Source organism: Kibdelosporangium banguiense, from assembly GCF_017876405.1.
In the GTDB taxonomy this organism is placed as follows: domain Bacteria; phylum Actinomycetota; class Actinomycetes; order Mycobacteriales; family Pseudonocardiaceae; genus Kibdelosporangium; species Kibdelosporangium banguiense.
Map to the genome: position 1 here is coordinate 1361738 of NZ_JAGINW010000001.1, position 23206 is coordinate 1384943.

Below are 23206 nucleotides of genomic sequence, written 5' to 3' on the forward strand. Positions count from 1 at the left end.
GCCTCGGCCCCTAGCCTGCCTCATCCGAGGGGAACTTTCACGGGCCTTTGGTCTGTACGGCCGAAGTTCATAGTCATCTGACAGTTACATGTCATCCGTTGTTATCTGGCTGACAATCTCCAGACGGCCACCGGCCACTGATCCGTTGCAAGGTCTCGTCGCCGAATGGATTCACACCAGGTCCGCAGGCCAGGGCATGCGCCAAGTGGACATGCAGGCACTTGACACGGCCGGGCATACCGCCTGCGCTGACCTGCGTTCCGAGCGACTCGATGGCGTCACGCTCCGCAAGGTACGAGACGTGCGCCTTCTCGTAATCGGCAGCCAGTTGGGGATCTTCCGACAGCCGCTGGGTCATTTCCTTCATCACGCCCTCGGCCTCGAGCGTGCTGCACAGCGATGTCAGCCGCGGGCACGTGAGGTAGTAGAGCGTGGGGAACGGCGTGCCGTCCTCCAACCGTGGACTGGTCTGCACCACCGCGGGATGACCACTCGGGCACCGGGCGGCGACCGCACGCAACGCACGGGGCTCACGGCCCAGCTGAGCCTTGACCGCGGCCCGGTCCTCGTCGGTGACTGGCTGAAACTGCACCTATCTGCTCTCTGTAATCGAATTCCAGAGGGACTGGAACCACGGCTGCTCCGGGCCGGCCGGTGCGGTCGGCTGACGGCCCGACTCGACGCCCACATCACCAGGCAGCTGCACCATGTACGGCGTCTCGCCGGGCATGACGTACCGCAGCCTGCGCCGTGCCTCGGCCTGGATCTGCGCCGGGTCGGCCAGCTGCGCCTTGCGCTCCTCCAGCCGCTGCACGAGCGCACGCCGCTCGGCCTGAAGACGTTCCTGGGCCGCGACCTCGTCCCGCTGCGACAGGTACGTACGCAGCGGGACGGCGATCGACAACGCCAACGCACACACGATCGTCGCCAGGATGGCGGCCCGCCGTGTGGTCGTCTGCCCCATGAACCCGCGCGTGAACCGGCTCCGCCGCGGGGCAGGCCGCTTGCGCGGCGCCCGCTCCGGACGCTCCTGATCGCCGCCGGGTTCAGTCACTCAGTTCTCCGGGTTGAAGCGCGGGAACGCCAGGTCCCCGGCGTAACGGGCCGCGTCACCGAGGGTCTCCTCGATCCGCAGCAGCTGGTTGTACTTGGCGACCCGCTCGCTGCGGGCCGGCGCGCCGGTCTTGATCTGGCCGACGCCGGTGGCCACGGCCAGGTCGGCGATGGTGGTGTCCTCGGTCTCGCCGGACCGGTGGCTCATCATGCTCTTGTAGCCGAAGGAAGTGGCCAGGGAGACAGCGTCCAGTGTCTCCGACAGCGTGCCGATCTGGTTGACCTTCACCAGCAGCGCGTTGGCCGCGCGCCGGGAAATGCCCTCCTCCAGCCGCTCCGGGTTGGTCACGAACAGGTCGTCGCCGACGATCTGCACGCGCTCGCCGAGCTCCGCGGTCATCCGCACCCAGCCGTCCCAGTCGTCCTCCGACAGCGGGTCCTCGATGGACACGAGCGGGTAGTTGTCCACCAGCTCCTTGTAGTACGCGGTCATCTGCTCCGCGCTGCGCTTGCTGCCCTCGAACGTGTATGCGCCGTCGGCGAAGAACTCGGTGGCGGCGACGTCCAGGGCCAGTGCGATCTCACGGCCCGGCCGGTAGCCGGCCTTCTCGATGGCCACCAGGATCAGGTCGAGCGCCTCGCGGTTGTTGCCCAGGCTCGGGGCGAAGCCGCCCTCGTCGCCCAGGCCGGTGGCCAGTCCCCGGCTCTTGAGCACGGACTTCAGCGAGTGGTAGACCTCCGCGCCCCAGCGCAGCGCCTCCCGGAAGGACTCCGCGCCGATCGGCGCGATCATGAACTCCTGAATGTCCACTTCGGTGTCCGCGTGCGCGCCACCGTTGAGGATGTTGAGCATCGGCACCGGCAGAACGTGCGCGTTCGGGCCACCGACATAACGGAAGAGCTCGAGGCCGCTGGACTCCGCGGCGGCCTTGGCCACCGCGAGGCTGACCCCGAGAATGGCGTTCGCACCGAGGCGGGACTTGTCCGGCGTGCCGTCCAGGTCGACCAGCTTCTGGTCGACCACGCGCTGCTCGACGGCCTCGATCCCGGTCAGCTCCGGCCCGATCTCGTCGAGCACGGCCGTGACCGCCTTCTCGACGCCCTTGCCCAGGTAACGGTTGCTGTCGCCGTCCCTCAACTCGACGGCTTCATGCTCACCCGTCGACGCACCCGACGGAACGGCCGCACGGGCCAGGGTGCCGTCGTCCAGCGCGACCTCCACCTCAACGGTGGGGTTACCCCGCGAGTCCAGGATCTCGCGTGCGCCGACCTGCTCGATTACCGCCACTGGTCGTCCCTGCTTCCTATTCCTTGATCAGAGCCTGTAGGGATTGGATGGTTCGCTCTCCACACCCGCGGTGACCCGCGATGTTGGAGTCCTGGTCCGGCAGTCTGGACCGTTGGCGATCGCGTTCCTGGATGATCTGCTTGACCCGCCAGTGCGGTGTCCGCAGGCCGATGTCGGGATCGGCGGCTCGATCCAGGATGTTGATCGCAGCGGCGTGGTCCGCTTGCCACACGACCCCGCACCCTGTGCAGTGAAGCCGATCCCCGGACCGTATCCCGAAGGAGTTGGTTCCAGGTATCACTTGCGACGTGTAGGCCGCATTCACCAGCCGCACCGCAGAACCTCTGCGGTCCGACACGTTTGTGAGCGCCTCGGCGGTGAGGCCTTTCGTCCAGGCTGCCAGCCGCCGGTTGGTATTCGCCCCACCCGCTCGGGGCACGAATGATCTGGTGAGGTCCTCAGCGACGATGACCGCGGCCTTGTCGACCACAGCGTTCACCGCGCGGTATGTCACTGTGCGGACCCGCTGTTCCCAGCGGCGCTGCTGCCGATGCTTCTTGACAGTACCGAGGTTGTTGCGTCGAATCCGCTCCGCCTTGCGGTGCTGGCCGCGCTCAGCGGCGTTGTTGGCGATCGACCGTAGCTTCGCTCGTCGCGCGTTTCGTGCTCTGAGCAGGTCGGAGCGCTCCCGCAGCAGTACCCCCAACTCGGGACCGTGGTGCTCGCCATCGGAGTCGGTGAGTACTTCGCTGTAGCCCTTGTCCACCCCAACGGCAGCCTGGCCGGCGGGGCGGTGCGCAGACTTCAGTGCCTTGTCGTCGACCTGGTAGTGCACCTCGGCCTGGCCACCGCGCAGGATTACCCGCAGCGTCCCTGACGGTGGCTGAGTGGTGTCCAGCGGGACCGCGACGCTCTTATGTGGCGTCAAGCCAGGAACCGCCAGCCACATCTTGCCCCCCTCGGCCAGCGTGAACGTGCGCACCTTGTCCGAGCGGATGATGATCTGATTCGCAGTGTGGTTGCGGCCCCGGCGCCAATGCCGGCGCATCCATCGCCGCAACAAAGGATCACTTGTCCATCGGTCCCGTTTGAGCAGCGTGTACAGCCGTTTCCGCTCCGCCTCAGGCAGGTCGCGGCGGTGGATCGCGCGGCGTACGTGCACCTTCGCGGCTTCTCGGTGCGCCCGGATATCGGCCACCGCGTCCCGCACAGTCTCCTTCCACGCATTCGCAGGCACACCGAACCCCTTCGCAGTGCCGTCAGCCATCCACGCGTCGCGGATCTGCCGATCGGACCGGCCCACACCGGCGATCGAGCCACACAGATCCCACACCAGCGACCGCACCCGTCCCAGGCGAGCAGCCTGCTCGACCAGCCGCCCGAACTTACCCGCGTTCAGATACGAGCTGTACGCGATACGAGTGACCTTCACCAGAAACACACCTCCCCTCCGCTCATCAGGGACAACACTGGCCAGGTCCGATCAACAGACCGGTACCGGCAGTTGCTCCCAGCTCTTGCCTTCTCCCCCGCCTAGACTAGTCGTGCCCGGCGATACGCCTGCTGAAGGCACGCTTTGCGGAGGTGAGATTGGTCCCGCCACCCGGACGGCAGTCGAACAACAGGCCAATGCCAAGTAACGTGACGCGATCATGAGCGACATGGTGGCGGCGTTCCGGCAGGCAGAAATGCTGGTGGCCATGCGCAGACCGCTGGACGCGCTGGCCGCGCTGGCCCCGGTGCTCGAGGCCGAGGCCGACAAGCCGAGCGTGCAACTGCTGGCGGGACGGGCCTACCTGGGCTCGGCTCAGCTGCGCCGGGCGGAGGAGGCGTTCCGCAAGGTGATCGAGCTCGACCCGACCGATCACTACGCGCACTTCGCGTTGGGGCGGGCGCTGCAACGGCAAAGCCGGTTCATGGAGGCCAGACGCCAGTTCAGGCTGGCCGCGGCGATGAACCCGGTGCCGGAATACCAAGAGGCCCTCAGCGAGGTCAACGCGCGGATCGCGCTCAACGACGACGTCGGATAGGCAAAACCGCCCCAGCGGGAGGCTGGGGCGGTCTTGTGTGAGGGCTTTACTTCACGTGCGAGCCGCAGTTCTCCGGCTCGGCGAGGCGGAAGTGCTGGGCGGTGATGATGTCGGCGCCCTCGGTGCAGATGAAGCCGTCCGGGCCGAAGACGTTGGCGTACTTGGGCAGATCGGCGTCGGCGTTGCGGACCACGTTGTACACGCCGCGGTCGTACACGCGGATGGAGGCGAGCGAGCCGTTCGGCGGGGTGTCGTTGGCGACCAGGTTGGCCGGGAGACCCACCGGGCGGGACGCGTCGTTGATGTCGTTCAGCTTCAGGCCTGCGACGCCCCAGCCACGGGCCACCGAGAACGGCGCGATCGCGTTCGGGTCACCGACGACGACGCTCGGGTCGTGCTCCTGCGACACGGTGACGCAGGTGCCCGGCGCGGACAGGCCGATGCTGGCCAGGAAGAACGTCCGGGTGCCGGAGCCGTTCTGCGGGATGTACGGCTTGACCAGCGGCACGCAGTTGCCGATGTTGCGGCTGTAGATGTCGTTGAGCTCCAGCGTGGTCTTGGTGGCCGGCACGTTGGAGGTGGTGGCGGTGGCGTAGGTCAGGCCGTCCCGCGCGAACTGCAGGAACCGGTAGTTGGCCTCAGCCGGGTTGGTGCCGACCCAGCGCGAGGACCGCGCGAAGTCGATGTCGTGCTCGTCGCCGTCGTTGATCAGGGCGGTGATGCCGGCGCTCGAGCCGTTGGGCCGGGTGAACGTGGCCGGGTTCGAGTTCTCCTTCACCGCGATCGTGGTGGGCAGGCCCTCACCGAAGGCGTCCCACGACGCCACCCAGTTCTCCGGCCGGGCGTGCGCGGCGTTGTAGCCGTCGGCCAGCGCCTGCACCAGACCCTGAGTGGTGTCCGAGCCGACACCGACGATGTCCCCTCTGAGCGGCGTGGAGCCCGGGTCGGCGACCGCGTTGCCAGCAGCGAGGCCCACGACTGCCGCCGCGGCACCGATGGTGACCGCCGCCTTCCCTAGGATGGAGCGCATCAACAATCTCCTTGTCCTTCAAAAGGTTTGCCCCGATCGGGGCTGTCCTAACCGTTGCGCAGCGCCGCGACCCGGACCACCATGACCATGCGAAGACTGGTTTCTCGCCACACGCCTAGCTGCTTAACGCGCAACAAACCGGCGAGGGGGCCATGCGCCGTGAACCCGTTGTTCACCGGCCGGCCCGGCGACCGGCATATCGTGCGGCCTTGAGGAATGTGTCCGAAAAGGAGTGCCGTGTCGGAGTCATTGGTCGATCCCGCAAGCAGAACCGTCGAGCCGGCCTTTCAGGGCAGTGAACTGGAAGCGGTCGACATCTCGGCGTGGTTCGGCAAGCACAAGGTGTTGCAGCGGGTCTCGCTGACCATGTCGGCGGGCAGCGTGACGGCGCTGATCGGGCCGTCCGGCTGCGGCAAGTCGACGTTTCTGCGCATTCTCAACCGGATGCACGAACTGGTGCCCAGTGCCGCGCTGGCCGGCGAGGTCCTGCTCGACGGTGTGGACATCTACGAGCCGGGCGGCCGGATCACCGAGACCCGCCGCCGGATCGGCATGGTCTTCCAGAAACCGAACCCGTTTCCGGCGATGTCCATCGCTGACAACGTCACCGCGGGGCTGAAGCTGACCGGTTCCAAGGTGTCCCGCAACGACCGGATGGACCTGGTCGAACAGTGCCTGACCAAAGCCGGGCTGTGGAAAGAGGTCCGCGACCGGCTCAAACAGCCTGGTGGGGCACTGTCGGGCGGTCAGCAGCAGCGGCTCTGTATCGCGCGGTCGCTCGCGGTCCGGCCGGACGTGCTGCTGATGGACGAGCCGTGCTCAGCGCTCGACCCGACCTCGACCCGGCGGATCGAGGAGACGATCGCGGAGCTGCGCCACGAGGTCACGATCGTGATCGTCACCCACAACATGCAGCAGGCCGCCCGGGTTTCCCAGCACTGCGCGTTCTTCCTGGCCGAGGCCGGCACGCCGGGCCTGATCGTCGAGGCGGGGCCGACCGAGATGATGTTCAACGACCCGGTCGACCCGCGCACCGCCGACTACGTCAACGGCCGGTTCGGCTGAACTACAAGAGGTTCGGGAGCAGGGCCACTGCTCCCGTGCTGTACACCTGCCAGGTCGCGGCCACCACAACGGGCACGCCGACCAGCCAGGTTTCCCAACGGCCCCAACGGATCCGGGCCCACGCGAAGGCTCCGACGGCCAGCACGAGTGCCTGCAGCCACAGCACCAGCTCGATCAGCACAGAGCTGTCCCTGGCCAGGAATTCCTCTTCGGGAAGCTGCGTGCGTGAACGGCCGCCCGGCGCGGCCGCTGCATCGCCGACGAGCGTGGCGTCCACGAAGACCGTCCGCTCCGGCCCGGTCAGGTCGCCACCTTCGGCGCTGACAAGCATGATCCGGCTTCCGCCACGCGCCAGTACAGGTGGTGTCGCGTCGCCTTCCCTGCGCACACCGTCAACGCGATAGGTGAACCGGCCCTGGCCGGTTGTCGCGTTGACTTCGTCGCCCTGCTGGAGTTTCCCGATCTCCTTGAACGGCGCGCCATAGGTCGCCGCCCGGCCCATCAGGACGGACACGCCGGGCTGGCCGGGCAACGGCGTCGTCCGCCGGTGCCCGGGACCCTTCGCGAGCTCACTGCCCGCTGTGCCCTCGACCACCACCTGTGACATTTCCAGGCCGGGGATCTCCAGCAATGCCACCGGTGTCCCGGCGTCGATCTTCCCGCCGGTCGGCATGCTGATCTCGGCCAGCGACTGGCGGGCCTGCGCGTACAGCACTGTCTGGCTGCGGTCCTGCTGAACCGGCGAGAGGACCAGCAGGTACCCGGCGAACCCGAAGGCGAGGACCGACAGGACGATCAACGCCTGTGTCAACACTCGTGTCTTGGTCATGACCGTCGCAGGGCCGCGCGCAGCGCACGGCGAACCGGGTGCTGCGGCTGGGTCCAGACCGTCGCGCCGAACGCGATCAACCCGGCCAGCGCACCCACGCCGAGCAGGCCGGGCAGTACCCACTTGGCGAAGCCGGACGAGTCGGTGCGGGTCGCGATGGTGGTCGACGCCTTGTCCACAGTGGGCGGTGCGGTCGTCGAGGTCGCCGGGGGCGGCGGTGTGGTCGAAGCCGGTGTGGAAGTGGCCGGCCTGTTGCCGTTGCCTGCGATGTTGTTCGTGTTGTCGCCGGGAGGTGGCAGCAGACCGCCTGCGGGGTCGTCGACCAGCCCTGGCGGAGGTGCTGGCACCTGGCCTTTCTGCTCACGAACGGCCACTGCCGCGTTGCGGGTCTGTTCCCGCAGCGGGTCGCTCAACGGCACGTATCCGTCCGGCAACTGGCCCATCGCATTCCCCCGGACCTGCCCGGGTTCGGCCGCGTAGTCCAGGAACTTCGCGTAGTCGCGCGCAGTCGTCGCGCTCAAGCCGGTTGTCGGGATCGCCGCGTACACAACGGACATCCCCGGGTACGCGTTCGGATGCATCTTGGGGAAGTCCGGTTTGAGCACGCCGGTTTTCTCGTCCAGCTTGGTGCCACGCAGTGCCAGGGCGAGCGAGTAGTCGTCCGGCTTGACGAACTTGCCCGGCGCGGTCTGCAACGCCGCCTGCCGCAGGCCGAACACCTTCGAGTCGGCCAGCGAGGTGATCGCCAGCATGGCCCGGAACCCACCGGTCTGCCGTTGGTCCACCCGCTTGAGCGAACAGGTCTCCGGCTTGGCCGGGTCCACACAGGACTGACTGAGGCCCGCGTACGGCCACGCCTGCGCGACCGCGACCGCCGCGTTGTAGATGCTGTCCGCGACGTTGGCGTAGGCCGACAGCAGGAACTGTCCGTAGACAGGGCTGCCCGGGTTGGAGTCCTTGAAGTCGTCTCGCAGTTCAAGCAGGCCGACCGGCAGCTTGTACTCGTGGAACTTCGGGTTGACGAACATGCCGTGCCCGTCGTTGGCGCCGTTCAGCCACGCGACCGCGTCCTTGTCGGCGGCGATGTACGCGGTCAGCGCGTAGATCGAGTCCAGATCGCCGAGCGAGATGACCGGATAGTTCGAGCCGTCCCTGTTGATGGCGAACAACGCGTCGGCGGGAATGTGCGGATTCAGCGCCCGGAACTCAGGGTCCTCGCCCCACCAGCGCGGGTTGCCCTTCAAGCCGGGATGCTCCCCGCTGATCACTGAGGTCGACCGGTAGGACTGGGTGATCATCTTGGCCAGCAGCCGGGCGTTGAGGTTCAGTTCGGTGACCTCTTTGAGGTTCTGGTCGTCCAGTACGAACGACACCGCCACCCCGCTGACCGTGACCGGCGCGTACACAGTGGGTTTGGCGAGCTCACCCTCCACCGGTCTGGAGGTGAGCAACGCGTTTGTCGTCCCGTCCTGCCAGGTTCCGGTCAGCGCGCCCGCGAACTGGCCGCGTGCCTCACCGTCGCTCAGCGCGGTGTAGCCCAGCCGGAAGAGTTTCTTGTCCTGGCAGAACTTCGGCCGCCAACTGTTGTTGAGCACCTGGAAGGCGTAGAAGGACCCGGAGAAGCCGGTCTCCGGCCGGGAGTCGATCGCACACGAGGTCGGGGACTCGCGGAACGACAGGTCGAACGCGAACTTCCGGGACCAGTTGGCCGGGGAGATCCAGTGCGAGGCAAGGCGTCCGGTGACGCGGCCCGCGCGGCACTGCCCGCGAATGTTGGCGGGCAACGCGCTGTCCGGCTTGCAGACGGGGTCACCGATCGGGACCACCACCAGCGAGCAGGCAGCCGTGCTGCTGCACCCGAGGTGCGGGTTCTCGAAGCCGGTGAGCAGCTCGATGTCCGTCTCGCCGGTGCCGTCGGCGTTCGTGAAGCCCTGGTATGAGTTGGGCAGCACCGCGTTGGCGGTCGCGATCGAGTACGCCGTCGGGTTGGTCTTGACCACCTGCCCGTCCGGCCAGCCCGCGCTCGTGGCCAGTCCATTGTAGAGCTTGCCGTCGTCCCTGGCCTTGAACGGCATCGAGGTGTCCCGGCTCGGCGCGGGGCCGAAGACAGCGGGATCGAAGGTGCCCTTGTCGGCGAAGACCACGTTGAGTTTCTCCACGCCGACACCGGGCCCGGCGTTCCAGCAGGTCTGCTGGGTCACCCGGTCCTTGTTGCCCCAGCACTGCAGCACGACCACGGGATAGTTCGCCGCACCGATGGCACCGTTGGTCGGCCGCAGCCCGGACCAGGACACCTTGACCTTCTGGCGCACCAGATCCTTGGTCTGCGACACCGTCACCGAGGCGTTGTAGGTCGTGCCCGCCGGAGCGGTGTAGTTGTAGTCGGTCGGCATCTGGCGCGTCTCGGTGACAGCGGTCGAGGCAGGCTGACCGGCCGCGGTCACCGGCAGCAGCAGGGCAAGCCCGGCGGCGAGCATGGTGACCACGCCGGACAGCGCCAGCCACGGTAATGCCCGGGTGAACCTCGTGGCATTCATCTCCAGGTCCCCTCCTGCTCGGCACGGATCGCGCGCCGTTTGCTGACAGTTCGCGCGACGATCGCGGGAACCACTAGGACAAGCAAAAGTTCGATCGCGGCGAGCACGCCCATCGCGGTCTCCGTGCCGGCCCGGCCGGCCGCGAGTTCGGTCGCGACCCCGCTCGATCCCGGACCGGATCCGCCGTTGCCGTTGTCGCCACCGATCACCTCACCGGTGATCGGGTCGATCTGCGTACCATCGCCGCCGTTGGGATTGTTGGGATCGCCGGTGCCGCCGGGCCCGCCGTTACCGGAACCGTTGCCGCCACCACCGCCGTTGTTCCCATTGCCACCGCCGTTGCCGCCTCCGCCACCGCCGCCACCTTCACCGCATGGCCCGGCACCGGTCTTGTCGCACTCCTCCGGGAACTTCGCGGTCGCGGCCAGCTTGTTGGAGCCTGGGCTGGCCGGATCGAAAGTCGGGTTGTTGCACCCGCCGGCGTCCAGCCCTTTCTTCTCCGCACCCGGGATCTTGTGCACCTGCTCGTAACCGGCCTGCACGAGGTTCAACGGCAACGGCGAATATCCCAGGGGACCGGCTTTCTGCTGGCCCTGGCAAAGGAAGTAGTACGAGAAGGCGCCCAGCGTCCTGCCTGCCGCCTCGTTCATCTTGCCGTCGACAGCAGTCGGAACGATCATGTACGAATAGGACGACAGCGGGTACGTCCGCTTGTCCCCGTTGTTGTAGACGCCGTCCAGCTGCTGGGTCAGGTAGGTGGACGGATCGTTGGGGTTGTCCCGGTTGATCTTCGCCTGGGTCAGCGCCACCGCGACGTTGGAGTCCGTCGGCTCGGTGTAGTAGCCCGCGTTGTTGAGCACCTTCGCGACTGGGTAGTTCTGCGCCCGTGCGTAGGAGTATTCGACGTAGCCGATCGCGCCTTCGCCGTACTGGGCGGAGATGTACGTCGCCACTTCGGTCGAACTGCTCTTGGCCACCGATCCGGTGAACTGCGGGAAGTACGACGTCATCCCCGTACCCCAGATGCCGCCGTGCTGTTTGCTCATCCACAGCGTGAACTGGGCCGAGGTGCCCGAGCCGTCCGAGCGGACGATCGGGATGATCTTCTTCGACGGCAGGGCGCGGCCGTTGTTGTCCGCGGTGATCGCGGGATCCGACCAGTTGGTGATCTTGCCGGAGAAGATCTTGGTGATCGTGGCGCCGGACAGCCGCAGGTTGCGTACCAGCTGGCCACTGATGGTCAAGTGGTACATGAACGCGGTACCACCGGCCACGATCGGCATGTACGCGTAGGCGCGGTTGTTCGGGCCGTCGGTGTTGCCGTTGGCGTCCTTGATGCCGTACTGGATCTCCGAGACGCCGAAGTGCGTGAGCTTGTTGGCGAAGTCCTGCCGGCCGCGGCTGGAGCCGACCGAACTGTAGTTCACCGGCATGCCGAAGCTCTTGACATCAGCGATCCACTGGCTGATCGCGTTGGCGCTCCACGTCGAGCCGGAACCGTCGATCGGCACGTAGCTCTGGGCGTGCGCCGGCCCCGTCGCGGCCGTCAGGGCCAGCAGCACGCCGCTGGCCAGCGTCGCCAGCAAGCGCGTGAGCCGGGTTGGCCGGTTCATCATCGTTACCTTCCGGTCTTCGACCGCTGCGCCACCAGGCGTGCGATCACGAACAACAGCAACACGACGAGCAGCAGGATCGTTGCGGCGCCGAACGCCCGGGACTGGTCCACCGCTTCGGAGGAGCGCGACAGCTGATAGGTCATCAGCGGCAGCGACACCATCGGGCCCGAAGTGGGGTCGAAGTTCAGGTATGTGGTGTATCCGGCCGTGAGCAGCACCGGTGACGTCTCGCCGATGCCGCGTGCGATGCCCAGGATCAACGCTGTGGCAAGGGAAGGGCGCGCGGTCGGCAGCACGACGCGCCAGACCGTCTGCCACTGCGACGCACCGAGCGCAAGGCTGGCCTCCCGCAGGCCACCAGGCACGACGCGAAGCACAACCTCGGCGGACCGCGCGATGATCGGCAGCATCATCACACTGATCGCCAGTGACGCGGCCAGTCCGCTGCGCGGTAGCCCGGCCATCAGCAGCACTGTGGTGAAGATGAACAGACCGGCCACAATGGACGGCAATGCGGTCATCGCCTCGACGACGGTCCGGACCACACGGGAGAACCGGCCACCGACCTCGTTGAGGTACACCGCGCATCCGACGCCGAGCGGCAACGTGATCGCGATCGCGATCATGATCTCCACCAGCGTGCCGACCAGGGCGTGCAGCACGCCACCGGACGTGAGCGGGTCGAGCGGCCCGGCGCCGCTGAGGTCTGTGGTGAAGAAGTTGCTGTATCCCAGGGCATCTGCACCCCGGAAGGCCGTGTACCCGACCACAAGCAGCAGTGCGAGCCCGACCAGCCCGGCGAACGCCTGGATCACCGCGGCGGCCACCCGGTCGGCGATCACCGTGCGGGGATGACGCATCGCCGTGACCCCGGCGTACAGCAGCACGAACACGAAGAACCAGGACACGAAGAACCCGAGTGGGCCAGATGTCGGAAGCAGGTTCTCGTAAAGCACCCAGACCAGGCCAAGCGCGCCGACCAGTGAGCCGAGCGCGGCGGCCACGTCGTCCAGCGTCCTGCCGCGCAGGTCACGCTTGCGCGGCTCGTCGTCGACTGGTTCCGGTATCTGCACAGTCATCGCCACGGTTTCCTGCACCGCTTTGTCTGCCGTGGCTGGGTCGATCGTTGGCGCTGCCACTGTTTCCCCTCAGATCTCGGTGGCCGACCCGCTGCGGGTGCGGGCCACGATCATCGATGCCACCGTGTTGACGGCCAGCGTGAACAGGAACAGCACCAGACCGGCGGCCAGCAGCGCGGACAGCTGCGCCTGCGTGGCCTCACCGAACCTCAGGGCGATCAGCGACGAGACGGTCACGCCACCGTTCTCCAGCACGCGGAACCTGATGTCGAAGACCGGCGCCAGGATCATCACGACCGCGATCGTCTCGCCGAGCGCACGGCCCAGCGCGAGCATCGTGCCGCCGATGATCCCGCCCTTGCCGAACGGCAGCACGACCGACCGGATCACGCCCCAGCGCGTGGAACCCAGTGCCAGCGCGCCTTCCCGCTCTCCTATCGGCGCCTGCGAGAACACCTCACGCATGATCGACGCGGCGAACGGCAGCACCATCATCGACACCACGACACCGGCGATGAACGGCGACGACGTGTACATCGACTGCTCCCATACCGCCGCGTTCACATCGGTGTTCACGTGGAAGAACGGCAGGAAGCCCAGGTAGTCCGACAGCCAGCGGGACAGGTAGATGATCTGCGGTGTCAGGAACACGAACCCGAACAGGCCGTAGACCACACTGGGGATCGCGGCCATCAGGTCCAGCAACGCCACCAGCGTGCGTCTGAGCCGGGCGGGTGCGTATTCCGAGATGTACAAGGCTGTCGCCAGTGCCAACGGGAACGCGACCGTGATCGCCACACCGGCGACCTGCAGCGTGAACAGCGCGACCGCCGCGATTCCCAGCTCTGGTTTGTCCGGCACGAACGACGGCTCGGTGAAGAAACCGAAGCCGAACTCACGCAGCGTCGGAATCGCCTGGAAGGTCAGGAAAAGGCCGATCGCACCCATGATCACGAGCACGGCCACGCCGGCCGCGCGCACCACGCCCCGGAAGACCCGGTCGGACAGCGGTACTGATGGCCGTACCGGACGGGGCCGGTCGACGTCCATGGTCATCAGTGAGCAGTCCTCCAGAATCCGGTTCCCCTGTCGGAGCAAGGGAAACCAATGGTTATGACCAGATGCGGCACGTCAGGTGAACGCACACCCAACGTGCCGCTGCGGCCACACGGCCTTTACATCAGTCAGACACCAGTGGTCGCGTACGTGCCGAACACGAAGCCCACGGAGAACAGGCCGGTGAAGCCGAGGCCATCGTTGAGCGCCTTGGCTCCCGCGTCGGTCAGCACCAGGCTCTGGCCGTTGAGGGAGAACAGATCGATCTTGCCGCCGCTGCTCACCCAGGCCTTCACCACGCCGGTCTTGGTGTTGACGACCGGCGCGTACGCCGCCAGGCACTTGTCGTTCGCGGTGAACTGCAGGCCGCCGGCCAGCTCAGTGACGCCGTGCCGGTTGCGCTGGACCGGGAACGTGTACGCAGGTGAGGCACCCGAGGCCGGACGTAACGCGTCGACTCTGATGTTGAAGAACCCGAAGGCTGTGACAGCCCCCGGGTCCACCGTGACGACGGTCTTTCCTTTGTAGTAGGAGCTTTCCTGCGAAGTGGTCTCCGCCACCGCGGGCGCGGCCGTGAGACCCAGCGCGAGCAGGGCACCTACGATCCCCGAGACGAGACGACTCTTCATGATTCCTCCTTCGCCACACGCGCAAGTGCGCCACGGAATCTTCGGTTTCCCTGTGGTGAAAGGGAAACCCGTGCCGCGCCGTGTTCGTGCGCCTGCCAGAGGCGGGAGTCGGTGCGTTCATCTCGTCTTAAGTCAGCCTGCCTCGGTGGCCTGGCTGGAACACCATCACCGAGGAGTCCAGGGACGCCTCCGTGACCCGCCGCATGAATCGCTTGGCCGCGAGGTCGGCATCGATCTTGCGAGCGAAGCCCTGCGCGGAACGCGCTATCGCGACGTCCGAAACCGACAGCTGCCACCACCAGTGGCCGGACGTCGATCGCTCGAACTCCAATCGCCCGTCGGCCGCGTCCTCACGTATCGCGTCCACCTCTCGTACCGCGGCACCCTGGTCCACGTGCCCACGCACCGACACTCCCAGCACCCGGTTGTTGCCGCCGAGCAGACGCCATCTGACACCGGTGGAGTCGGTCCGGAAACACTGGAATCTCGCCATGTCCCCTCCCCGGCGGCGAACTTCTCGCCGATTCGCCGCCGCGCCAGAGAATTCATCCCATGGGTAGACGCCAACGTATGCAAGTTGTGAACGCCACACGCGCATCGGGTTAACTACCAGTAACGAGGGGTACGCGTACCGCCGAACAGGCCACGAACTGCCGTACCCGAATGGATCAATCGATGTACTACACCGCTTTGGAGTAGGCGTCCTGACCGGAGAAGACCTCACGCGCGTAGTCGACTGAGGTGTTGTAGGCCATCACAGCGGCCCACCAGCCGCGACCGCTGGTCAGATCCCGGCCGCCGGAGCACAGATACCGCGCGGCCGAAGCGGCGGCATCGTCGATGTTCTGCGGGTCGGCCGGCGCACCGTCACCGCTCGCTCTTACCGCCCAACGTTTCCACGTCGCCGGAAGGAACTGCATCGGGCCGACGGCCCGGTCCCAGGTCACGTCTCCGTCCAGTTCCCCGCCGTCGGTGTCCTTGATCGCCCGGACACCCTGTGACCCGTTCAGGGGAATACCGATGATCGGCTTGCTGAGTTTTCCGTCGGCTTCGACCGTGGCACCGCCGAAGCGGGCGTGCCGGGATTCCTTGCGGCCGATTCCGGCAAGCAGGGTCCAGGAGATTCCACAGCGGGGTGTGGCCGCGCGCTGGCGTTCCTCCGCCCTGGCGTACGCCATCAGTACCCGTTCGGGAATTTCCATTTTGCGCGCCATCGCGGGAACAGCGGCCATGTCGACCGGTGGCGCCTGAAAGGGCACCGCCACCCGCGCCTCGGCATTGATCTCCGGCACCGGGAACTCGGGCTGCTTGGGTCCCGGCAGGTCGATGTCCATGAGCACGAAGTACGTCGCCACGACCATCCCCACCAGCAGCAACGCGATGACCAGCAGTTTGGGCACACGACTGCGGCGACGGGGCCGAGGTGGAGGCGGGACCGCCGCGGCGAGAGGAGACGGAGAAGGCATCCAGTCCAGGGTACGCACCAGACGGACTCAGAGCTTGAAGCGGATCTTTCGGACCATCCCGGCAGTGCACTGGACAAGCCAGGCCAGCCTTACCTAAATTCAGTCGACTGTCAGAGTTCGCTGGAAGGAATCGGGTGGTTTTCAGTAACGCCCTTATCGGGCTACGCGAGGGATTCGAGGCCGCTCTGGTGGTCAGCATCCTGATCGCGTTCCTGGTGAAAACCGGTGATCACAAAGCCCTGAAATGGGTCTGGACCGGCGTGGGCGCGGCCGTCGCGCTGTCGGTCGCGATCGGGTTCACGCTGACCTACGGCACGGCGAACATGGGCTTCGAGACCCAGGAACTCGTCGGCGGCAGCCTGTCGATCCTGGCGGTGGCACTCGTCACCGGAATGATCTTCTGGATGCGCAGTACGGCGCGCACGATCGCGGCCGACCTGCGCGGCAAACTGTCCGACGCGGTGCGCCTCGGGCCGATCGCCGTGATCGTCGTCGCATTCCTTTCCGTCGGCCGGGAAGGGCTGGAGACATCCCTGTTCTTCTACGCCGCCGTGCAGACCGCGGGCGTCGGCTCGGCGCAGCCGCTGATCGGCTTCCTGATCGGGATCGCCGTGGCGATCGTGCTCGGATTCCTGCTCTACAGGGGTGCCGTGAAGCTGAACCTCGCCAAGTTCTTCAAATACACCGGGATCGCGCTGATCATCGTCGCGGCCGGAGTGCTGGCGTACGGCATTCACGACCTGCAGGAGGCGGAATTCCTGCCGGGCCTGCGCACCCTGGCGTTCGACCTGTCCGGGCCGATCCCGGAGTCGTCCTGGTACGGCACGCTGCTCAAGGGGATCTTCAACTACTCCGAGCAGACCACCGTACTGCAGGCCATCGCGTGGGTCGGCTACGTCGCCGTCGTCATGACGATCTTTCTGTGGCCCCGTAAAGAGAAAACCGCCCGACCGGGCCTTGTTAGGAGCAATTCGTGAACGTTCGCGCCGCACTTACCGTGGTGGCACCCCTGGTTCTGCTGGCCGCCTGCAGCGGTCAGGACGCGGCCCCACCCGCCGCGGGCGGCCCGATCCCGGTCGAAGCGAGCGACGACGCGTGCAAGGTCGCGCGTAACGCCGCCGACGCCGGCAACATCACCTTCGAGGTCAACAACAAGGGCTCGAAGGTGACCGAGTTCTACCTCTACGGCGAGGGCGACCGGATCATGGGCGAGGTCGAGAACATCGGGCCGGGCCTGACCAGACGGCTGATCGTGGAGGTCGCCGAGGCGGGCAGGTTCCAGACCGCGTGCAAACCCGGCATGAAGGGCGACGGGATCCGCGCGGACTTCACGGTCTCCGGCGGCGCGACCAAGGCCGTGGACGCCAACGCCAAGCTTGCCGAGGCGACCAAGAGCTACCAGCGATACGTCAATTCGCAGACGGATTCGCTGGAGGCGAAGACGACCGAGTTCGTCAACGCGGTGAAGGCAGCCAACCTCGACGAGGCCAAGGCGCTGTACCCGGTGTCCCGGATCTACTGGGAGCGCATCGAGCCGGTGGCCGAGAGCTTCGGCGACATCGACCCGAAGATCGACGCCCGGGAGGACGGCCTCGAACCCGGCCAGGAGTTCACCGGGTTCCACCGGCTGGAGCGCGACCTGTGGGTCAGCGGCCTGCAGCCGGACTCCGCCAAGATCGCCGACCAGCTGCTGGCGGACATCAAAGACCTTGTCGGCAAGGCGAAGGCAGTCGAACTGACGCCGGTGCAGCTGGCCAACGGCGCGAAGGAACTGCTGGACGAGGTGGCCACCGGCAAGATCACTGGCGAGGAGGACCGCTACTCGCACACCGACCTGTGGGACTTCCGGTCCAATGTCGACGGCTCCCAGGCGGCGGTCGCGGCACTGCGACCGCTGGTGCAGGAACGGGACGCCGCTCTTGCCTCCACTTTGGACGCCAAGTTCGGTGACCTGGACAAGCTGCTGGAGAAGCACCGTGCGGGCGACGGCTTCAAGCTGTACACAGACCTGACCGAGGCCGACAAGAAGGAGCTCGCCGAAGCGGTCGACGCACTGGGCGAGCCGGTCAGCAAGGTCGCCGAAGTGGTGACCACCAAGTGACCACCCGTCGCCAGCTCTTCGGCCTCGTCGGCGCAGGCGCCGCCGGCGTGGCCGCGGGTGCGGTCGGCTCTCAGCTGCTGGGTGAGTCTCCCGCTGTCGCACCAGTTTCCGCTTCCGCAGAAGCAGTGCCGTTCCACGGCCCGGTGCAGGCAGGCATCATCACGCCCGCTCAGGACCGGATGCATTTCGTGTCTTTCGACGTGAAAACCCGTGACCGCGCCGAACTGGTCTCGCTGTTGAAGGCGTGGACCGAGGCCGCGGCCCGGATGACTTCGGGTCTGGAGGCCGCCGATCGCGGCGCGGTCGGCGGTTCTCCTGAGGCACCGCCGAAGGACACCGGCGAGGCACTCGGCCTGCCCGCATCGGCGCTGACCCTGACAATCGGGTTCGGGGCGTCGTTGTTCGATTCCCGCTTCGGGTTGTCGTCCCTGCGGCCACCGGCTTTGATCGATCTGCCGTCATTCCCCGGCGATGACATCGACCCCGCGCGCAGTGGCGGCGACATCTGCATCCAGGCGTGCGCCAATGACCCCCAGGTCGCCGTGCACGCGATTCGCAACCTGGCCCGGATCGGTTTCGGAAAGGTCGCGGTCCGCTGGTCCCAACTGGGTTTCGGGCGTACCTCCTCGACCACCCGAGCCCAGGCCACGCCCCGGAACCTCTTCGGTTTCAAGGACGGCACCCGCAACATCAAAGCCGAGGACACAGCGGCTTTGCAGGAACACGTCTGGGTGGCGTCAGGCGACGGCCCAGCCTGGCTGACCGGCGGAACCTACCTGGTGGCCCGCCGAATCCGGATGCACATCGAAATCTGGGACCGGACGTCCCTGACCGAGCAGGAAGCAATAGTGGGCCGCAACAAAGGAGTCGGCGCCCCACTCGGCCAGGTCGACGAGTTCGACGAACCGGATTTCCACGTGCGTGGCGCGGGCGGCCTGCCCACGATCCCCGACGTCGCCCACATCAGGCTTGCCTCAGCCCAATCCCTGGGCGGAGTGAAAATCCTTCGGCGTGGCTACAACTTCACCGACGGTTCGGACGGTTTCGGCCACCTGGACGCCGGTTTGTTCTTCATCGGCTTCAACCGCAACACCCCCAAACAGTTCGTCCCCATGCAAATGTCCCTCTCCGCCAAGGACGAAATGATGGAATACCTGGAACACAACGGCTCCGGCCACTTCGCCGTCCCACCTGGCGTTCGCGAGGGCGGCTACTGGGGCGAAACGCTCTTCGCGTCGTAAAGCGTGGCGAACCGGTCGATCCGCCACAGCTGAGTGATGACGACAAGCGTCGCCCCGAAGACCGTCGGCCAGACGTTCAGTGTCACCAGCCCGAGCGCGAGCAACGCGGCGCCGATCCCGGCGAGCACAAGAAGAAGCATGAGGATTCTCTTGTGCTCGCCGGGAATGTCCTTGTCCCGCACCCAGATACGTTCACCGTAGATACCTCGCTCAGTCCACCGCTTCGGCTCGTCGACCGGTGCGAAGGCACTCGGGTTGATGATCAGCCACGCGATGACTACAGCCAGCGGCACCAGGCACCACCACCCGATCCACGCCCGGCTCCAGATCGCCAGAATCAGCGGCGGAATGGCGGCGAACCGGGTCCACACACTCCACGGATTGGCGTGCCTGCGCCAGGTTTCGTCCTTCACGGATAGAGTCCTTTCCTCAGCACATCGCCGATCACCTCACCCAGCCGCGCAAATCCCTCGCGGCTGGACGGATCCACACCGAGATATCGGGCCAGCTGCGTCCTCATGGCATATCCACCCAGCTCAAGGCTCACAATCACGGCAGCCCTCAGTTTCGGATCAGCACAGTCCCGCGCACCGGTCCGGCCAAGTTCCCGCTCAGTCCGCACAACCATCTCGTCGAACATCGCCGCCGTGGTCCCCGCCCGCTCGACCATCGACCGAGCCAGATACCCCAGCACGTCCCCACTGCCGTCAACGGCTTCGCCACGCTCTTGCGCCGCCTGCGAAAACTCGATCGCGTAAGCGTCACACGCCTCGATCAGCCCTTGCTTCGACCCGAAATGGTGCACCACCAAACCAGCGGAAACCCTGGCATCCAACGCAACCCGCCGCACAGTCGTCGCCGCGAACCCATCCACGCCGAACCGCCGCAACGCCGCGTCCCGAATCCTCGCCCGCGCCGTCAGATCTCCCGTGGAATCCACCTACCCAGGCTGAACCCGCCACCGGCCGATCGTCAAACCGTTCAGTTTCCTGAACAGCCGTTCAGCTACTGGCCCGGGAAGGGTGGTGGGGTGGCCGGTGGGTTTGTCTCCAGGGCTTCGAGGGCGAGGCGGATGGCTGTGTCGAGTTGGGGGTCGCGGCCCGCGGCGTAGTCCATGGGGGTGGTGGGGACTTCGACGTCCGGGTCGACGCCGTGGTTTTCGACGCCCCAGCCGGGGCCTTGGAGCCAGGTCGCGTAGCGGGGCTGGGTGACGGTGGTTCCGTCGACGAGGTGGTAGCGGCTGTCGATGCCGATCGTGCCGCCCCAGGTGCGCATGCCGACGACGGGACCGATGCCAAGGGCTTTGATGGCGGCGTTGACGATGTCGCCGTCGGAGCCGGCTTGTTCGTCGGCGACGGCGATGACGGGGCCGCGTGGGGCGTCCTGGGGGTACGACTCGACGCGGACGCCGTCCCGGCCGGTTTGCCAGCCGACGACTTTGCGGGCGAGTTTTTCCACCACCAGTTGGGAAAGGTGGCCGCCTCGGTTCTCGCGGACATCGACCACGAGGGCGTCCCGGCGCATTTCGGTTCGCAGGTCGCGGTGGAGCTGGGCCCAGCCGGCCGCGACCATGTCGGGGACGTGCAGGTAGCCGACACGGCCGTTGGAGACCGAGTGGACGTGCGCACGGCGGTCGGCAACCCAAGCGTGGTAACGCAAAGGGGTGTCGTCCAGCAGCGGAACGACGACCACGCGGCGGGAAGCGCCACCGGCTGCCGGGCCGATAGTGAGTTCGACGGGCTTCGATGCGCTGCCGGCCAGCAGTAACGCGGGACCGCCAGGACCGACTGGACGGCCGTCGACAGCGAGGAGCGCGTCGCCCGCGCGCACGCCGACGCCGGGCGCACGCAGTGGCGAGCGAGCCTCCGGATCGGAGGTCTCACTCGGCAGAATGTTGGTCACCCGCCAGACGCCTTCCGGGTCCGGCGCGATGTCGGCGCCGAGCAGACCAAGGCGCACACGGGAATCGGCGGAGTCCGCGACCTCGTAGACGTACGCGTGCGAAGTGCCGAGCTCGCCCTGGACTTCCCAGATCAGGTCGACGAGATCGTCGTACGAACCGAGATTCGACACGAGCGGCCGGTAGCGCGCGAGCTCGCCGGCCCAGTCGACGCCGCCCATGTCACCACGCCAGAAGTGGTCGCGCATCAGGCGACCGGCCTCGTCGTAGGCCTGCAGCCATTCCGCCGACGGGTCGACCGTCACCCTGATCCGGGACAGGTCGACGTCCACATTGTCCGAACTGTCGTCGTCAGCTTTGTGTTCCGACGGCAGGACACGCAGCGAGCGGCCGTCGTGCACGACGATTCGCTTGCCATCACCGCTGATCCAGAACTGGTCGAGGCCTTCGACCAGCGTCTCCGCGCGCCGCTTCTCGAAGTCGAAACGCTCAAGGGACGGCCGCGGCGGGCTGTCGTCGGTGCCGGCCAGGTCGTGGCCGAGCTCGCCGGACATCGGCCGGGTCATCCACAGCACGCCGTCCTTGGCGGGGTACAGGTGCGAATACCTCGCCGCGGGCACCGGGAACGGCACCAGCCGCTCGGCGATTCCCTCGACGTCGACATGCACACGCGGAGTCTCTTCCTCCTCCGAGGAGGACTCTTTGTCGTCGTCGGCATCCCCGACCGGCCTGCCCTGCGACTGCGGCGCGAACGGCGAAGGCGTGGTCGCGGACAGCGGCACGAGGTAAGGCCGCGACCCACCGGTGAAGAACATGTCGAAAACGTGCACGTCGTAGTGCGGGTCAAAACTCCGCTCCGACAGGAACGCCAGGTACTTCCCGTCGAAGGTGAAAACCGGCTCTGTGTCGTCGAAACGCAACGGCGTAACGTCCACAACGGACAGATTGGTGGTGTCGGCCATCTTGATCTGGCGCAACGGCACCGGCCCGGGATGCGACCAGGCGACCCAGCCGGAATCGGGTGAGAACTGCAGACCGCTCGCGTCGCCGTCACGAGCCTGGGTCACCGTGCGGACTTCACCGGACTCGATGTCGACGAGCAGGACCCGGCCATCGTGCGAGGCAACAGCGGCGCGCCGCCCATCAGGCGCCGCGACGAGCTCGAGCACACGACCCAGCTGACCGGACGCGATCCGGCGAGGAGCACCGCCCTCAACAGGAACGATCTCCAGCGCGTCGTCGCCTTCGACATCGGTGACCCACGCGACGTGCCCGGTCGTGCCAAGGACCTGCGGAAGCCGCCCACGAACACCAGGCTCGACACCAAGAGCACGCGCCGGACCGTCCCGGTGAGTCAACCAGTGCACGGTTCCGCGCACCTCGACCGCGCTGGCCCGTCCAGTGTGGTCGGGCGACGCGTCACCTAGCGACCAACGAGCCGAGATCGGATACGGCTGGCGCGAAACCCGCGGCCCGCCAAGCTTGACCGTCAACTGACGGGGCTTGTCGGTCAGGCTGTCGAGAATCCAGATGTCACCCGCGGAGTGGTACACGATCCGCGTGCCGTCGGTCGACGCGTTGCGCGCGTAGAACGGCTGGTCGGTGTGCCGCTGAACGTCCGAACCGTCCGGCAGGCACGAGTAGAGGCTGCCGACGCCGTCCTTGTCGGACAGGAACGCGATGCGCCCGCCGATCCACATCGGCGAGACCAACGAAGCGTCCACATCGGACAGAATGCGAGTGAACTCCCCGGACCCGTCCGGGTCCACCCAGAGCCGTCCGGCCGTGCCGCCCCGGTAACGCTTCCACCACGCGGGCTCCACCGAAATCCTGCTGCTGAGCAGGACACCACCGCCCGCGCTGTACGCGATATCGCCGATCGGGCCGTACGGCAACTGCCGGGGCGCGCCTTCCAGCGGAACCGCGTATCCCCAGGTACGCCGGAACTGTGCCTGCGCAACGGCGCTGATCGCGAGCACGTCGCCGTCGGGGTTCCAGCCGACCACCGAGGTCTTGACCGCTCCCCAGTACGTGAGCCTGCGACTCGGGCCGCCGTCGATCGGGGCGAGGTGCACCTCGGGTTCGACGTCCCGCGTGCTGGTCCAGGCGACGTGCCGGCCGTCCGGCGAGATCCGGGGCCGGGTGACCGGGACCTGGTCGGCCGAGACTCGCCACGCACGGCCGCCGTCCAGCGGCGCGAGCCAAACGTCGTCCTCGGCCACGAACGTGACCAGTTCACCGTTGATGTGGGGAAACCGCAGGTAGGCGTTACTCACTCGACCCAAC

The 23206-nt window shown here is 66.9% G+C and carries 21 protein-coding genes; 5 read left to right on the forward strand and 16 right to left on the reverse strand.

The window, feature by feature from the left end; genetic code table 11:
* Window positions 1–91: 91 nt before the first annotated feature.
* The 4 genes from JOF56_RS06470 to JOF56_RS06485 are packed head-to-tail and all read right to left on the reverse strand — an operon-like array spanning window position 92 to window position 3773.
* On the reverse strand, window positions 92–592 hold the full coding sequence (locus JOF56_RS06470; RefSeq protein ID WP_209635466.1) for a DUF501 domain-containing protein: 501 nt from the start codon (window positions 590–592) through the stop codon (window positions 92–94).
* Window positions 593–1054, reverse strand: coding sequence for an FtsB family cell division protein (locus tag JOF56_RS06475; RefSeq protein ID WP_372447842.1), 462 nt, complete (start codon window positions 1052–1054; stop codon window positions 593–595). It abuts the gene before it with no gap.
* The gene (gene eno / locus JOF56_RS06480; RefSeq protein WP_209635467.1) at window positions 1055–2341 is read right to left on the reverse strand and encodes a phosphopyruvate hydratase; all 1287 of its coding nucleotides are present in this window, start codon (window positions 2339–2341) and stop codon (window positions 1055–1057) included. It abuts the gene before it with no gap.
* Between the two features lie 16 nt (window positions 2342–2357).
* Window positions 2358–3773, reverse strand: a complete 1416-nt coding sequence (locus JOF56_RS06485) for a zinc ribbon domain-containing protein (protein WP_209635469.1) — start codon at window positions 3771–3773, stop codon at window positions 2358–2360.
* Between the two features lie 220 nt (window positions 3774–3993).
* On the opposite strand from JOF56_RS06485, the gene JOF56_RS06490 reads away from it, so the two are divergent.
* Complete coding sequence (locus tag JOF56_RS06490) at window positions 3994–4371, forward strand: tetratricopeptide repeat protein (protein WP_209635471.1); 378 nt, start codon at window positions 3994–3996, stop codon at window positions 4369–4371.
* A gap of 46 nt (window positions 4372–4417) precedes the next feature.
* On the opposite strand, the gene JOF56_RS06495 is transcribed toward JOF56_RS06490, so the two are convergent.
* On the reverse strand, window positions 4418–5401 hold the full coding sequence (locus JOF56_RS06495) for a substrate-binding domain-containing protein (RefSeq protein ID WP_209635473.1): 984 nt from the start codon (window positions 5399–5401) through the stop codon (window positions 4418–4420).
* Between the two features lie 216 nt (window positions 5402–5617).
* Between JOF56_RS06495 and JOF56_RS06500 the strand changes: the two genes are divergently transcribed.
* The gene (locus JOF56_RS06500; RefSeq protein ID WP_209635475.1) at window positions 5618–6466 is read left to right on the forward strand and encodes a phosphate ABC transporter ATP-binding protein; all 849 of its coding nucleotides are present in this window, start codon (window positions 5618–5620) and stop codon (window positions 6464–6466) included.
* A gap of 1 nt (window position 6467) precedes the next feature.
* On the opposite strand, the gene JOF56_RS06505 is transcribed toward JOF56_RS06500, so the two are convergent.
* The 8 genes from JOF56_RS06505 to JOF56_RS06540 form a co-directional block, all read right to left on the reverse strand.
* Window positions 6468–7295, reverse strand: a complete 828-nt coding sequence (locus JOF56_RS06505; RefSeq protein WP_209635477.1) for a sortase domain-containing protein — start codon at window positions 7293–7295, stop codon at window positions 6468–6470.
* On the reverse strand, window positions 7292–9832 hold the full coding sequence (locus JOF56_RS06510; RefSeq protein WP_209635479.1) for a hypothetical protein: 2541 nt from the start codon (window positions 9830–9832) through the stop codon (window positions 7292–7294). The genes JOF56_RS06505 and JOF56_RS06510 overlap by 4 nt, the downstream gene beginning before the upstream one ends.
* Window positions 9829–11445 carry a phosphate ABC transporter substrate-binding protein PstS gene (locus JOF56_RS59425; protein ID WP_209635481.1) on the reverse strand — a complete coding sequence of 539 codons (1617 nt, stop codon included), beginning with the start codon at window positions 11443–11445 and terminating at the stop codon, window positions 9829–9831. Before JOF56_RS59425 ends, JOF56_RS06510 begins: the two co-directional genes overlap by 4 nt.
* Before the next feature lie 5 nt (window positions 11446–11450).
* On the reverse strand, window positions 11451–12587 hold the full coding sequence (gene pstA, locus JOF56_RS06520; RefSeq protein ID WP_209635483.1) for a phosphate ABC transporter permease PstA: 1137 nt from the start codon (window positions 12585–12587) through the stop codon (window positions 11451–11453).
* A gap of 9 nt (window positions 12588–12596) precedes the next feature.
* A complete protein-coding gene (gene pstC / locus JOF56_RS06525; protein WP_209635485.1) occupies window positions 12597–13583 on the reverse strand; it encodes a phosphate ABC transporter permease subunit PstC in 987 nt (328 codons plus the stop codon).
* Between the two features lie 128 nt (window positions 13584–13711).
* Complete coding sequence (locus JOF56_RS06530) at window positions 13712–14212, reverse strand: hypothetical protein (protein ID WP_209635487.1); 501 nt, start codon at window positions 14210–14212, stop codon at window positions 13712–13714.
* A gap of 127 nt (window positions 14213–14339) precedes the next feature.
* On the reverse strand, window positions 14340–14705 hold the full coding sequence (locus JOF56_RS06535; protein ID WP_209635489.1) for a YegP family protein: 366 nt from the start codon (window positions 14703–14705) through the stop codon (window positions 14340–14342).
* A 187-nt stretch (window positions 14706–14892) separates the two neighbouring features.
* Window positions 14893–15678 carry a lytic transglycosylase domain-containing protein gene (locus JOF56_RS06540; RefSeq protein WP_209635491.1) on the reverse strand — a complete coding sequence of 262 codons (786 nt, stop codon included), beginning with the start codon at window positions 15676–15678 and terminating at the stop codon, window positions 14893–14895.
* A 134-nt stretch (window positions 15679–15812) separates the two neighbouring features.
* On the opposite strand from JOF56_RS06540, the gene efeU reads away from it, so the two are divergent.
* The 3 genes from efeU to efeB are packed head-to-tail and all read left to right on the forward strand — an operon-like array spanning window position 15813 to window position 19020.
* Entirely contained in the window at window positions 15813–16655 is an 843-nt protein-coding gene (efeU, locus tag JOF56_RS06545; protein ID WP_209635494.1) for an iron uptake transporter permease EfeU, read from the forward strand.
* Window positions 16652–17779: an iron uptake system protein EfeO gene (gene efeO / locus JOF56_RS06550; RefSeq protein ID WP_209635496.1), complete on the forward strand. Its 1128-nt coding sequence runs from the start codon at window positions 16652–16654 to the stop codon at window positions 17777–17779. Before efeU ends, efeO begins: the two co-directional genes overlap by 4 nt.
* The gene (efeB, locus tag JOF56_RS06555) at window positions 17776–19020 is read left to right on the forward strand and encodes an iron uptake transporter deferrochelatase/peroxidase subunit (protein ID WP_209635498.1); all 1245 of its coding nucleotides are present in this window, start codon (window positions 17776–17778) and stop codon (window positions 19018–19020) included. The genes efeO and efeB overlap by 4 nt, the downstream gene beginning before the upstream one ends.
* Here efeB and JOF56_RS06560 read toward each other — a convergent pair.
* The 3 genes from JOF56_RS06560 to JOF56_RS06570 form a co-directional block, all read right to left on the reverse strand.
* Window positions 18990–19433, reverse strand: coding sequence for a DUF6653 family protein (locus tag JOF56_RS06560; protein ID WP_209635500.1), 444 nt, complete (start codon window positions 19431–19433; stop codon window positions 18990–18992). The two genes, efeB and JOF56_RS06560, sit on opposite strands and share 31 nt — an antisense overlap.
* Window positions 19430–19960 carry a TetR/AcrR family transcriptional regulator gene (locus JOF56_RS06565; protein WP_209635502.1) on the reverse strand — a complete coding sequence of 177 codons (531 nt, stop codon included), beginning with the start codon at window positions 19958–19960 and terminating at the stop codon, window positions 19430–19432. The genes JOF56_RS06560 and JOF56_RS06565 overlap by 4 nt, the downstream gene beginning before the upstream one ends.
* Before the next feature lie 65 nt (window positions 19961–20025).
* Window positions 20026–23196, reverse strand: a complete 3171-nt coding sequence (locus tag JOF56_RS06570; RefSeq protein ID WP_209635504.1) for a S41 family peptidase — start codon at window positions 23194–23196, stop codon at window positions 20026–20028.
* Window positions 23197–23206: the final 10 nt, after the last annotated feature.

Excerpts from the sequence above, each read along its gene's own strand:
- JOF56_RS06490 (WP_209635471.1), top strand. The coding sequence starts at position 3,994 with ATGAGCGACATGGTGGCGGCGTTCCGGCAGGCAGAAATGCTGGTGGCC.
- JOF56_RS06495 (WP_209635473.1), bottom strand. The coding sequence starts at position 5,401 with ATGCGCTCCATCCTAGGGAAGGCGGCGGTCACCATCGGTGCCGCGGCG.
- JOF56_RS06500 (WP_209635475.1), top strand. The coding sequence starts at position 5,618 with ATGTGTCCGAAAAGGAGTGCCGTGTCGGAGTCATTGGTCGATCCCGCA.
- JOF56_RS06505 (WP_209635477.1), bottom strand. The coding sequence starts at position 7,295 with ATGACCAAGACACGAGTGTTGACACAGGCGTTGATCGTCCTGTCGGTC.
- JOF56_RS06510 (WP_209635479.1), bottom strand. The coding sequence starts at position 9,832 with ATGAATGCCACGAGGTTCACCCGGGCATTACCGTGGCTGGCGCTGTCC.
- JOF56_RS59425 (WP_209635481.1), bottom strand. The coding sequence starts at position 11,445 with ATGAACCGGCCAACCCGGCTCACGCGCTTGCTGGCGACGCTGGCCAGC.
- pstC (WP_209635485.1), bottom strand. The coding sequence starts at position 13,583 with ATGACCATGGACGTCGACCGGCCCCGTCCGGTACGGCCATCAGTACCG.
- JOF56_RS06530 (WP_209635487.1), bottom strand. The coding sequence starts at position 14,212 with ATGAAGAGTCGTCTCGTCTCGGGGATCGTAGGTGCCCTGCTCGCGCTG.
- JOF56_RS06535 (WP_209635489.1), bottom strand. The coding sequence starts at position 14,705 with ATGGCGAGATTCCAGTGTTTCCGGACCGACTCCACCGGTGTCAGATGG.
- JOF56_RS06540 (WP_209635491.1), bottom strand. The coding sequence starts at position 15,678 with ATGCCTTCTCCGTCTCCTCTCGCCGCGGCGGTCCCGCCTCCACCTCGG.